The following is a 12,778-nucleotide window of genomic DNA, read 5'->3' as shown; positions in this document are numbered from 1 at the left end:
CGTATGTTAAAGAGTATTCAGGAATGGACTTTTGTCTTGGCAGTGGTTGGTATCATTGCAATTATTGGCAATTGGGTTGGATATCAAGTTATGCCATTAACATCAGTTCCCGGGATGATTATTATCATTCTCGTTTGTTTAGCCGGATTGGTCATCCAAAAAGTTCTGCCACTTAACCTGCCTGCCATTGTTTATATGGGTGTGATTGGTATGATTCTTTCTTTACCGGTCATACCTGGATCAGAATATGTGATTAAATGGACCGAAGAAGTGAACACACTCGCTCTAACGACACCAATCCTTGCTTATGCGGGAATTGCTGTTGGACGCTCATGGGCTGATTTTGCCAAATTAGGTTGGCGGAGTATTATTGTTGGAACCTGTGTTTTATTGGGTACATTCCTTGGCTCCGCGATTATAGCTGAGATTATCTTGCGAGTACAAGGACTTGTTTAGATTTTCAAAGGCGAAAGTGGCCGGTGAGCGGTGTATAACTGCGCCTGTAAAATAGTACAGTCAATATACTTAAAGATAGGGGATATATTATCATGAATGTAACAGAAAAAATATCAGCATTGGTAGACAACAAGGATGAAAAATTCAAGGAATTGGCCAATAAGGTATGGGAGTTTGCCGAGACGCGGTTTGATGAATTTCGTTCAGCGGATTTATTGAGTAATGCGCTGGAAGATGAAGGGTTTACATTAGAACGGGATGTTGCAGGGCTTGAAACCGGCTTTATAGCTAGTTTCGGTAAAGGAAAGCCAGTTATCGGTATACTTGGAGAATATGATGCGCTTGCAAGCCTTAGCCAAAAATCTGGAAGCAGTTCGTATGATCCGGTCACACCACAAGGGAATGGGCATGGATGTGGACATAATTTGCTTGGTGTGGGCTCGTTAGCCGCCGCAGTAGCCGTTAAGGATTACATGGAAACCAATGATCTTTCAGGAACTGTTAAATATTTCGGATGCCCTGCAGAAGAAAGCGGCTATGGAAAAGCGTTTATGGCCAGAGAGGGTGTATTTGACTCGCTTGATGTTGCTTTTTCCTGGCATCCTTATACAATGAATACCGTGGCGCATACGAGCTCAAACGCCGTCATTCACGCAACCTTTACGTTTAAAGGTCGTAGTGCCCATGCTGCAGCGGCTCCACATCTGGGAAGAAGTGCCTTGGACGCCGTTGAATTAATGAATATTGGTGTTAATTATATGCGTGAACATATGATTGATGATGCTCGCGTTCATTATGCTGTTACGAATTCCGGAGGTTTGGCACCAAATGTTGTACAAAAGGAAGCAGAGGTTACATATTTAATTAGATCCCCTAAACCGGAACAGGTACAAAATCTTTACAAACGTGTAGAAAATATTGCCCGTGGTGCGGCCCTAATGACGGAAACAGAACTGGAACATCAAATCGAAGGATCTTGTCATAATTTGATTCCAAACAGTGCATTGGAACGGGTCATGCATCAACAGATGAAAGAATTGGGATTTCCGGAATTGGATGACCAGGACATTGCATTTGCCAAGGCAATCTATCACACTTTTTCCGATGAAGATAGAGAAACCGCCAAATCATCACTCGATAAGGAGTTTGCTTCCAAATTGGATGAAAGGCCGATTGCTGATGTGATTCTTCCTTACTCGGATCAATTATCATTTATGACCGGATCTACCGATGTTGGAAATGTTAGCTGGAATGTACCAACAGCTCAGTGCTACACATCTACATGGGCATTTGCCACTCCTTTCCATACATGGCAAGTGGTAGCGCAAGGAAAGCAGAACTATGCACACCAAGGAATGTTGCTTGCAGGAAAAACAATGGCTTGTACAGCTATTCGCGTGTTAGAGGATAAGGAGTTACTATCCCAAGCACAGGAAGAATTTAAAAATCGACTTGATGGGGATCAGTATGAGAGTTTAATTCCGCAAGATCTCCAGCCACCAAGGCATAACTCCCCTGAAGTTGTTGGAGTAGAGTAGGACTTAGCGGTTTAGTTAGATTTTTAGTATGAGGCTTCATTAAACATACTGATGCATTCAAAAATGTGCAAGGACTTTGGCTAGTTGATCGAACCGGAAGCAAAGTCGATCGAGAACGTAGCAAAGTTGATCGAACCAGAAGCAAAGTCGATCGAGAACGTAGCAAAGTTGATCGAACCAGGAATAAAGTTGATCCAGTAAGCAGAATTATTACAAGGTGGGGTGTTCATAGTGGCCTCTCACATACCCCACGATCAGCAAATAAAGGTCACGTAACCTTGATGATGGAACCAATAGATAGTAAAACGACCACCGCTTTAACAGGTGGTCGTTCATATATTTTGAGTAATACAATTTATCCGAAGAGTCGGTACAGACATTATTCCCTCAGTCTTTTACCGATCATTTCGTTTAAAATATGGTTAATCCCCACTGTTTTTTCGACTGCCAGAACAAAGGAAATCCCTTTACCTGGTTTGTTGATTCCTGCATCTTTTTCAATGGTTTCTACTACTTGATCTGTTTTTTCCCTGTTGATTAGTGTTAACACGACTTCTTTTTCCGGTTCGATGAGGATGTTAAACAGCTTGGCTTGTTCATGAACACCGGTTCCACGACCGCACAAAATTGTTCCACCTTCTGCGCCTGCCTTTCTGGTAGCATCAACGACTTTCTCAGCGTCTCCCTTGTTGACAATGGTCACTACAAGGTCATATAGAATCTTTTGCTCTTCCATTGCGATCGTAACACCTTCCTTATCCATGGTTTCGTCATCTGCATCCCAACCCACCATATGGGAGATTCCCGCAACCTGCTTGGTGTCTATCACAAAACCAATCCCTTGTCTTGGCTTGTTTAATTTTACCGAATCAATAATAGCATTCATCACGTTAGGAAAGCGTTGATTGGAAACAAGCGTTAAGATGAGTTCTCTTTCTCGTTCTACCGGGATGCCGAGGATTCGCTTTTTTTCATTGAGCCTGATCCCTTCACCAATTAGTACAGTGCCACCATTTGCCCCAGCATTTTTGGATGCCTGGATAACTTTTTTGGCTTTTTCCTTTCTAACGATCGTAATGATTAACTTTTGCCCCGGCTGTGTCATTGCCATGATGACCCTTCTCCTTCCTACTGTATAAGATTCCCAGTGTTAGTACGGATATGATTGGAGCAAGCGCTACCAATGCTACCATACCAAAGCCATCAAGAAGCGGATCACGTCCTTCCAATTGAGTTGCGATTCCGACAAACAACGCCAGTATAAATGTAGCTGTCATAGGCCCGGTTGCCACACCGCCTGAATCAAAAGCAATGGATGTAAATGTTTTGGATGAAAACCTTACCATGATTAATGCTATTATATAGCCTGGAACAATAAAATACCATAGGGAAATGCCAAAAAGTAAACGCAATATGGCAAGTACGATCGATATGCCTACACCAACCGAAAGCGTGTAGAGCAAAACTTTCTGAGGTATGTAACCACCCGATACTTTTTCAACTTGCCGGATTAAAACGGTAACGGCTGGTTCAGCATATATGGCGAAAAATCCGATGATAAACCCGATTGGAATTAACACCCAGCTATAAGATAAAGCGCCCAGACTTTTCCCCATAAGCTCACCAATAGGCAGAAACCCGATATGCACGCCCTGTAAAAAGAAAGAAAGACCGAAAAACGTTAAGATAAAGCCAACGCCAATGTCTATTAGTTTTTTCCATGGTAATCGTAAAAAGATAAATTGAAACAGCAAAAATAAGATAAATAGCGGTGACAATGCCGTGGCAACTTCCTCCATAATTTCGTTGAATCCTCTGAATACCTGTATGTTCATCCGTAAATCACCCCCAACAGCAACACGGATAAGATCGGTCCGATAGAAGCAAGCGCCACCAGACCAAAGCTGTCACTTGATGAGGATTTGCCCCGCATAACTGAGGCCACACCGACTCCCAAGGCCAGGATAAATGGAACCGTTAATGGCCCCGTTGTTACACCACCGGAATCGAAGGAGATAGGTACGAACTGGGGAGGCGAGAACGCTGCTAACAAAAAAATAATGCCATAACCGCATGCCAATATGTAGACGATGTTAATGCTAAAAACAATGCGAATCATTGCAAGTGCAACAAAGATACCGACACCCAGGGAAACGGCAAGAATTAAAATACTTCTGGGGATCTCTCCACTTGATACCTGATCAACTTGATGGGAAAGCACACGTACGTCCGGTTCAGCTACAGTCACCACAATTCCCAACAAAAAGCCGAAGAAGACAATAATCCACAGCTTCCTTGTCTTTGATAAAGCGGAACCAATCATTTCCCCAACAGGTAACAATCCGACATTAACCCCTAATAAAAATAGAATGAGTCCAATTCCCACCATCACGACTCCGATCAAGAATTGCAAGAACGTTTCGGTTGGCAGCCATACTAGTGTGAATTGCAATGCTGTAATTACAACAGTAATCGGTAAAATGGAATAAATAACTTCTAATATGGTACTTTTGATATTGTCCATAGATAACCACCTTATTTGAATTTTTCTAATACGGTCTAAACGTATTCATTTGCTGATGATGAAGAAGGACGCCACTTTTTCATCAAATGCGTGATAAAATGTGAAAATAACCATGCAGACAGATAGGAGAAAAGTCAGAAGTATCTATATATATTATAGCATGGTTGTCTTTATTATGAAATAATTTGCAATAATAATAATTAATGAATATTAACCGACAATACATATTTTGAATCAAATAGAATATATGGAAGGGAGAGGGGAGCAGTTTGTGTAAATAATGGTATTTCCAGAATACTAGCTTCCCTTCATCCACAGGGCAGACTTGGAAACCCGGAAGAAATTCAAAGGCTGTCCTGTTTTTTGCAAGTGATGAAGTAAGTTTTGTTAATGGTACAACTTTGCTTGTTGATGGGGGTTATACGGCCATTTCAAGCCCATTTCTAAAAGGCATTATTTTAGAAATGGGCTTGAAAATTTGGATGCCAAGCAGCCGGTCAAGGTCGGGGTAAATCTGTTCAAGCTTGGGCTGATTCGCTCGGAAAAGATTCCCTCGCCAGACATAGACGCCAAGCCACTCAATATTTTCCAATGAACGGTACTTATTTTGCCGATGCAAATTCTTCATGATCCAATCTCTTTTCCCGGTTATTGTTGTTTAACGTAAAAATGGAGAAGATGACAAAGAGTATGATAATAGATCCCAAAATAAAGAATGTTGTTCGATAATTGGTTAAATCATAAACATAACCGACAAGTGAAGAAAAGAGAATAACCCCTATTTCACTAGAAACCTTAAAACCGATTAAGTAGACCGTTGCAGACAGACGAACATCGAAATTGGCGGCAATATATTTAAATACTGCTATTAACAGGATTGGAAGTTCTACCGCATGCAACATTTTTACAAACGATATACCAACTCCGCTTGTCAGGACAGCTGATCCAATAATACGGAAAGCCATGATGGTTCCCGCCAAAACCAATGATTGTTTGATCCCAATTTTATTTACAATAAATGGAGCTAAAAATAGAAAAAGTGCTTCTACAAAAACCTGAATCGAGTTCAACACACCATAGATCGTGTTACCATAGGTTTGATCAGCAAAAAGGCTGACAAAATACACAGGAAATTGCTGCTGATCGTAAACGGTATAGATACAAACAGTGCCAAATAAGTAAATAATCAAAAACCAAAATGTTTTATTGGTGAATAGGAAGCGAATATCCTTCATCGAAATGTTGGAGACGCTTTTTTTCTCGGTTTCCGAAACTTCTACTTTAAAAAAGATGTTCAGTATAAAAAATAATATGCCGGTACAGGAAGCAATCCAGAAATTAATATGTGGATTAATACTTAACAAAGAACCTGCACCAATCGCTGCTACTGCATATCCCAGCGATCCCCACATACGTGATTTGCCAAATTCAAAATCATATTTTCGACTCAATTTTTCCGTATAGGACTCCAGAAATCCCGCACCGGCAACAAATCCGGCACCAAGATAGATTGCACCTAATATGGCTCCCAGATAAAATTGATTTAACAGCAGTGGCTCATAGACATAGATGACAAAAGGAGCAATAAACACGAGCACAACACTTTGAAACCAGACAAGATTCTTCTTCGTCCCCAATTTATCCTGGATATACCCGTACAAAATCATAAAAAACAGTGCGAAAAAGGAATTGAAGGAATAAATCGTTCCAACTTGAGCACCCGTTAATCCCAAGCTGTTATTTAGCCAAATAGCATAAAACGACCACCAAATCGACCATGTAACAAAGAATAAAAACAGGTAACCAGACGAAAACCAATACTTACTATTTTTTAAAAAATTCATCTTTAGCTTAACTCCTTTTTTAGTCGATTAGGGAGGTAAATCGCTAACTTTTCCTCCCTGATATTCTGAAGTTACCTATACATGACTCTCCCTGGAAGACCAGATGGAGGGATATTCGTTTATTTCTATGTCATCTAAAACAAGCTCTTTATGATCTGAAAAAACCCGAATCTGATTTATCTTTCCTTTTGGATACATCACATTGGTTGATACCGAAACTCCACCATTAACAAATATTTCAATAGATGAATAATCTAAAAGACAAAAAACTTGATTGGTTGCCAGCCCTTTTAGTGAACCAGTAATATTACCGGGAAAATCACTTGAAAAGTCAATGCTTCCATCTCTTCTCTCAAAGGTGTATATATCTTTATCTAAATGGAAGTGGATGGTAAATTCCTCATTTTTATCGCTGATCAAGATTAATCCCCAACATTTGCTATTACTTTTTTCGTTTATTGTGATGTTAACACTTGCAGGCAATGAAATCGGGAGCTGTTGATTGGTTCCCTCCTTAATGGTAACGTCATTGTTTTGCTTATGATTCACATTCACACTAGGAACAACAGGCTGCTGCTTCAATACATACTTATCATTTACCTTTTTAAGTGACAGTTGCCGAACGATACTCATGGAGCTGCGCCAAGGTGAAACCGGTACGACACCTGCGTATTGCCAATTATTCATCCAGCCAATCCAATATGTCTCTTCAGTATTGTACCAAGTAATAGAAGCATAAAAATCCTTGCCATCATCCACCCATTTAAGTGGATCATCAGGGGACTCATTCGGATAAAATTGCACACCATCGAAATCACCCGTAAAATATTGCACGGCTGATCCACCATTTGGTCCGCCGGCATTCATACTTACAATCAAAACCCACACTTGTTCGGACGAGTCTTCAACAGATAATGGGAATAAATCCGGGCATTCCCAAACCCCTTCATACGATCCATAGTCTTGTCCAAAAGAAGATTGATAGGACCACTCTATTAAATTGGGAGATGTATAGATTTGAATATGATCACCACATGCTAATAGCATCACCCATTTTTGTGTATTCTGATGCCAAAACACTTTTGGATCACGGAAATCTTTTATATCCGTATTTGGAAGTACTGGGTTATGTTCATATTTTGTCCATGTTCTTCCTTTATCCTCACTATAGGCAATGCTTTGTTGCTGGCTTGTCCCATCATGCGTGAAGATGGCTACCAGCCCACCATTGGGGCCATTAAATAATCCTGATGTGTTGTTTGTATCAACGACAGCAGATCCTGAAAATATCGTTCCAAGCTCATCCGGCTCCAATGCAATATCTAACTCTTTCCAATGAAAAAGATCCTCACTTACTGCATGCCCCCAATGCATATGATGATGATCATTCCCAAAAGGATTCCTTTGATAAAACAAATGATATTCTCCGTCAAAGTAAACCAGCCCGTTTGGATCATTAATCCAGTTTTTTGCCGGCGAGTAATGGATTTGCGGTCGAAGCGGTTCTTGATAATACATCATGATCTTCCTCTCAATGAATGATTTGAAAACGTTAACGAAATTCCTTAACGTTATTTTCGTATAATTATTTAAACATGTCAACCGGTTGACATAAATTTTATACGAAAATGTATGATGGCTGTCCTCACGGTTGATTCTGCTCGGCCTTTCTTTTCCTATCAACCGAGAAAACAATAGGCGTAAAAAAATGGCATGGTTATGTGGTGTTGCCATGCCATAGTTTGATAGGGAGGATGGTTTCATTTTTAGCTGTTTCTTTGCCGGCAATTTGCTGGTCCAGGACGTCAACAACGGTTTCGGCAATAGAAGCAATTGGCTGGACAATCGTTGTTAAATCTGGATAGATGGATCTGATTAATTTCGTGCCATCATATCCAACCACTTTTAAATCTTCAGGTATTTTGTAGCCTAAATTTTTTGCATGTTGGATGACATTAATGGCAATCAAATCGTCACTTGCAAAGATTCCATCGACATCCGGGTGATCGTGAAAAAGTTTTTTAATCGTTTCGATATTTTTTTCGAGAAAAGCTACATCAGGTACTTCATAAGTAATCGGGTTCATATTTAATTCATTCATCACATTTTCATATGCATACCTTCGATCGTTAGCAGGTGTTTCCAGAGAGGATGCTCCGTTGATATGTATGATCTTATTACAGCCCTTGTTTAATAGTTCTCTCGTTGCCAGTTGCCCGCCTGTATAGTTATCGGAGCTGACAACATTGATATTTTTGGAAAGATAGTGATCAATCGCAACGGCCGGCAATTGCTGCTGGTCATCAATTAGCCCCCGATTGTATGTTACAACGACCACACCATCAACCTGATTTCTTAAAAGCATTTCCCAGTATTTCGTTTCCTTATCCGCATGATGCAGACTATTACAGAGAAGCACCTTGTACCCCTTGGTATTGCAAATACTCTCAATATCTGAAACAAGCTCCCCATAAAACGGGTTACTTGTCGAGGGTACAATCACTCCTATTAAATTGGTTCGTTTATTATAAAGCGAACGAGCGACATCATTTGCCACATAATTTATATCTTTCATCGCCTGATACACCTTTTCCCTGGTTGTTTGGCTGATATAACCCCGATCATTGAGTACCCTGGAAACAGTCGTAGGAGAAACGCCTGCCGCTTTTGCTACATCTTGTATTTTCGGTTTCATGATTTTTTATCCCCTTGCAATTGAAATATACCTATATTTTAAAGGAAACCGCTATTAATTGCATTGTATAGATGTAACAAGTGAAGGGGTGTGCGAAATGCCGGGTTACCAATAAATGTGCTACAGGATTATTTGAAACTGTTTGAGCAAGGGGACTCGAGTTTGCAAGAACGAAAAGAAATCCTTATCAAGTAACGTCAAGTGTTAGTGGAAAAAATTCAAACATTGCAAGATACTGTGGAAAGACCGGATCACAAAATAGAAGGTTAAAATGGTGAATGGTTGGAAGCTGAACATGCTTTAGCTAAAAAGCTTTGAGATAAGGCTAATTAAACAAATGATATCATGGAATTCAAATATTCCGACTATACGAACGGAGGAAGGATCGTGTTAAACGTTTACCTTTTTAACCAGCAGGGTATATTCGTTAATAGCATATCAGAAGACAGAAAGGAAGGTAATTCATGAACGTACTTGTTATAGGCGCAAATGGTCAAATTGGTCAACATGTTGTGAAAAAGATACAGGATTCAGGCAAGCATAACGCCATTGCTATGGTTCGAAAGGAAGAGCAAATGGCGAAATTTGAAGAACAAGGAGCTAAAACAGCACTTGTTGATTTGGAAGGAAGCATCGACGACATCACTAATGCAGCAAAGGGTGTAGATGCAGTTGTATTTACTGCTGGTTCAGGCGGACATACGGGTGCTGACAAAACAATGATGATCGATTTGGACGGTGCGATTAAATCCATGGAAGCGGCCAAACAGGCTGGGGCGAAACGGTTTGTCATTGTCAGTGCGATTGGCGTTCATCATCGTGACAAATGGATGGGTGGTGCACCGTACTATAGTGCAGCCAAGCATTATGCGGATGTGTGGCTAGAGAATAGTGGTCTTGATTATACAATTATCCGCCCGGGTGGACTGACCAACGATCCTGGCACCGGGAAAGTAAAAGTGGCGGTTGATCTTGAACGCGGGCAAATTCCTCGTGAAGATGTTGCGTCAACGATTGTTGCATCACTAGAGAATGACCAAACGATTGGTAAAGCCTTTGACATGATTGGTGGGGAAACGCCAATTGAAGATGCTTTAAAAACGTTATGATACTGTTCCATTGAATTTGGATTGAATGAGCGATGGTTCTCTTAAACTGAAAAACATGGGTACAAAAAACTGTATCCATGTTTTTTAATTTCCGTACCCAATGGTCATAGCCTTAAGATTGATCAAGCCTTGTTTAGCAAAATATCGGGTTTATTCGATGATTTTTTTGGCAAGTGAATCTTTTTTCAGTTCAAAATTATACTTTTCTTCATGTTTATATCCAGGATCTATATAACTGGATGCTTGATCACTGTTCGAAGCCTTTTTGAATTCAGGAAAAGAAGTATATTCTTTGTCTTTCCAAACCCATATTCCATTTTTTCCTTTTTCTTTTTGGAATACATTCCTCATTAGCTTGTTTCCTTTATTTTCTGAAAAGTAGTTAGCGACAAATATGTGGGCTGGTCCAGCGGTCAAAATGTTTTTTTCTATCACGTTGTTTTTTGTATCATACTGTAATAAAAGCTGACCTCCATCAAGACCCTTTGTATCATTTTTATAAATAATATTTTGAGAGATCAAAGAATTCTTGGTACCTCCCCGTTTTTCATCATATCCACCAATTGATATGCCAGTGTAAAAGTTATCATATAAAATATTGTTTGTCATTTTGATATCATCAGCATATTTTTTGGAATGCTCCGAGGTTGCTTCTATTCCAATATCACTTTGGTAAACAGTATTCTTTTTAATGGTTATATGTTTACCACCGTCTACATAAATTCCTCCAGCAGAATATTCATCCCCATAAGCTGGATTGCCAAAAGAGGATATGTCATAAATTTTATTATTTTTTACCACTCCATGACGTACAAAGTCGGCTTTTTTATTATGAGAGGTACCTTCGTAACCAATCAGATCAATACCAATGTTATCATTTCGGCGAATCAGATTGCGCTCTACCTTAAAACCGTCAATATTTCCGTTAAGAACAAGAGATTCACTAGAACCAAGCTTTAAATCTTCTACCACATTATTCGAAATATCGATCTCCCGCATTGCGCCTGTTCCGTAAACCGCGATCCCATGACTATTACCATCAGCTGCAAGAGTTTTTATTCGGCGCACGTGATTGTTTTTCAATGTAATATGACTGCTGGAACCTGTTACATAAATCCCCATGACCGTTTCATCCGGTAAATTGGTTGTTAAATCCTGTATTGTCAACCCGCTGATAGTTAGATAGTTTTTATTATCAATCGTAATTAAGGATGTATCACCCGCAACATCCTTTAGATTTTTTCCACTTAGAACTACCTTATCTTTTTTGTATGCTTTAAAAGTAATTGGCTTTGATTTTGTTCCGCTATATTTGATGACAAGCTTTTCATGATAGGTTCCTTTTCGTATCAAGACGGTTGTCCCTGCCTTCGCTTCAGAAGCAGCTTTATTAAGTGTGCGAAATGGCTTTAATTTTGTGCCATCATTTTGATCATCTCCATTTACAGATACGTAGATGGTGCTTTCCTTTTTTTTATGGGTATTATTTAAAAGCAAAACAATCAGGATTGCAGCTGCAGCCAGGAGAATTAGCATGATTTTTTTCATTTCATCATTCCTCATTGATTCATATCTTTTATATTGCACTTGGGTTAACGAAAATGCAATGTTTTTTCATTCACAAATACGTTATAAGGTAGCAAGCTGCTGGTCCCCCGGCTTCGTGTGCGTGCTAGCCGCACACGAAGCCGGGAGAGAGCGTCACGAAGTTAGGAGAGAACACTTAGATGCATTGTTTTAGGAAAAATAGGGTATAAAATATGGTGTGGAGGTAATGCTTTTGAATTTGTTAGTAAAACCTGACAAAGATGCGGTTTGAAAAATATGTGAGAGGTGTTCTAATGAGACTTGAAAACAAAGTAGCCATTATAACAGGTGGAGGGACAGGTATTGGTAAAGAAACAGCACTGTTATTTGCCAAAGAAGGAGCTAAAGTGGTTATCACGGACATAAACCAGGAAACTGGGGAACAGGCCGTAAAGGATATTCACACAAATGGTGGCGAGGCATTGTTCATCCATCACGATGTCAGCAAAGAAGATGACTGGAAAACAGTTGCAGAGGATACGATTAATACATTTGGCAAAGTGGATGTTCTTTTCAACAATGCTGGAATCTATATTATAAAACCAGTAGCAGAGATTGAACTGGAAGAATGGAATCGTCTCATGTCGATTAATGTGACCGGTGTATTCCTTGGGATGAAACATATCATGCCGCTGATGGCAAAGCAAAATAAAGGTTCCGTGATTAATGCATCTTCCATAGCAGGACTGTCTGGTTCTCCAGGACATGTTCTTTACGGTGCAAGTAAGGGAGCAGTACGTATTATGACAAAAGATGCAGCAATGGAATATGCTTCCTCAAGTGTTAGAGTGAATTCGATCCATCCCGGATACATTGACACTGGAATGGCGGACTATGCTTCTGAAGTTACCGGAAATACAAAAGAACAACTAGGTGAAAATTTATTTCCATTAGGGCATTTGGGGACTGTAAATGATGTTGCCAATACAGTGCTATTCCTTGCTTCCGATGAATCAGCATTCTCGACAGGGGCAGAATTTGTGATTGATGGTGGAGCAACAGCAAGGTAATGCAGGATATGATCG

Annotated in this window: 12 protein-coding genes and 1 pseudogene; 5 read left to right on the top strand and 8 right to left on the bottom strand. The window is 39.9% G+C overall.

Annotated features, from left to right (window positions below):
• Window positions 1–3 precede the first annotated feature (3 nt).
• Together O2S85_RS14355 and O2S85_RS14350 are read left to right on the top strand one after the other, a co-directional pair.
• Window positions 4–456, top strand: coding sequence for a hypothetical protein (locus O2S85_RS14355; protein ID WP_269409988.1), 453 nt, complete (start codon window positions 4–6; stop codon window positions 454–456).
• Between the two features lie 92 nt (window positions 457–548).
• Complete coding sequence (locus tag O2S85_RS14350) at window positions 549–1,994, top strand: M20 family metallopeptidase (RefSeq protein WP_269409986.1); 1,446 nt, start codon at window positions 549–551, stop codon at window positions 1,992–1,994.
• Between the two features lie 379 nt (window positions 1,995–2,373).
• On the opposite strand, the gene O2S85_RS14345 is transcribed toward O2S85_RS14350, so the two are convergent.
• Genes O2S85_RS14345 through O2S85_RS14335 form a run of 3 tightly spaced genes read right to left on the bottom strand, consistent with a single transcriptional unit; the run spans window position 2,374 to window position 4,518 of the window.
• Window positions 2,374–3,105: a P-II family nitrogen regulator gene (locus O2S85_RS14345; RefSeq protein WP_269409984.1), complete on the bottom strand. Its 732-nt coding sequence runs from the start codon at window positions 3,103–3,105 to the stop codon at window positions 2,374–2,376.
• Complete coding sequence (locus O2S85_RS14340; protein WP_269409982.1) at window positions 3,059–3,829, bottom strand: DUF1538 domain-containing protein; 771 nt, start codon at window positions 3,827–3,829, stop codon at window positions 3,059–3,061. Before O2S85_RS14340 ends, O2S85_RS14345 begins: the two co-directional genes overlap by 47 nt.
• Window positions 3,826–4,518 (bottom strand): DUF1538 domain-containing protein, encoded by a 693-nt coding sequence (locus O2S85_RS14335; RefSeq protein ID WP_269409981.1) that lies wholly within the window; start codon window positions 4,516–4,518, stop codon window positions 3,826–3,828. The genes O2S85_RS14340 and O2S85_RS14335 overlap by 4 nt, the downstream gene beginning before the upstream one ends.
• A gap of 246 nt (window positions 4,519–4,764) precedes the next feature.
• Here O2S85_RS14335 and O2S85_RS14330 point away from each other — a divergent pair.
• Window positions 4,765–4,946 (top strand): annotated as a pseudogene (locus O2S85_RS14330) (SDR family oxidoreductase); the annotation flags it as partial.
• On the opposite strand, the gene O2S85_RS14325 reads toward O2S85_RS14330, so the two are convergent.
• The 4 genes from O2S85_RS14325 to O2S85_RS14310 all read right to left on the bottom strand — a co-directional run bounded on the left by O2S85_RS14325 (window position 4,937) and on the right by O2S85_RS14310 (window position 9,057).
• A complete protein-coding gene (locus O2S85_RS14325; RefSeq protein WP_269409980.1) occupies window positions 4,937–5,146 on the bottom strand; it encodes a hypothetical protein in 210 nt (69 codons plus the stop codon). The pseudogene O2S85_RS14330 and the gene O2S85_RS14325 overlap by 10 nt on opposite strands.
• Window positions 5,121–6,362: an MFS transporter gene (locus tag O2S85_RS14320; RefSeq protein ID WP_269409979.1), complete on the bottom strand. Its 1,242-nt coding sequence runs from the start codon at window positions 6,360–6,362 to the stop codon at window positions 5,121–5,123. The genes O2S85_RS14325 and O2S85_RS14320 overlap by 26 nt, the downstream gene beginning before the upstream one ends.
• Window positions 6,363–6,437: 75 nt before the next feature.
• On the bottom strand, window positions 6,438–7,883 hold the full coding sequence (locus O2S85_RS14315) for a glycoside hydrolase family 32 protein (protein ID WP_269409977.1): 1,446 nt from the start codon (window positions 7,881–7,883) through the stop codon (window positions 6,438–6,440).
• A gap of 196 nt (window positions 7,884–8,079) precedes the next feature.
• Window positions 8,080–9,057, bottom strand: a complete 978-nt coding sequence (locus O2S85_RS14310; protein ID WP_269409976.1) for a LacI family DNA-binding transcriptional regulator — start codon at window positions 9,055–9,057, stop codon at window positions 8,080–8,082.
• A 464-nt stretch (window positions 9,058–9,521) separates the two neighbouring features.
• Here O2S85_RS14310 and O2S85_RS14305 point away from each other — a divergent pair, with 464 nt between their 5' ends.
• Window positions 9,522–10,166: an SDR family oxidoreductase gene (locus O2S85_RS14305; protein WP_269409975.1), complete on the top strand. Its 645-nt coding sequence runs from the start codon at window positions 9,522–9,524 to the stop codon at window positions 10,164–10,166.
• Between the two features lie 150 nt (window positions 10,167–10,316).
• Here the strand turns inward: O2S85_RS14305 and O2S85_RS14300 are convergent, their stop codons facing one another.
• A complete protein-coding gene (locus O2S85_RS14300; protein WP_269409974.1) occupies window positions 10,317–11,714 on the bottom strand; it encodes a right-handed parallel beta-helix repeat-containing protein in 1,398 nt (465 codons plus the stop codon).
• A 293-nt stretch (window positions 11,715–12,007) separates the two neighbouring features.
• On the opposite strand from O2S85_RS14300, the gene O2S85_RS14295 reads away from it, so the two are divergent.
• Entirely contained in the window at window positions 12,008–12,763 is a 756-nt protein-coding gene (locus O2S85_RS14295) for an SDR family NAD(P)-dependent oxidoreductase (protein WP_269409973.1), read from the top strand.
• Window positions 12,764–12,778: the final 15 nt, after the last annotated feature.

It is taken from the genome of Lentibacillus daqui (genome assembly GCF_027186265.1).
In the GTDB taxonomy this organism is placed as follows: domain Bacteria; phylum Bacillota; class Bacilli; order Bacillales; family Amphibacillaceae; genus Lentibacillus_C; species Lentibacillus_C daqui.
The sequence above is the reverse complement of the archived record's forward strand: the minus strand, read 5'-3'. Positions and strand labels throughout refer to the sequence as shown.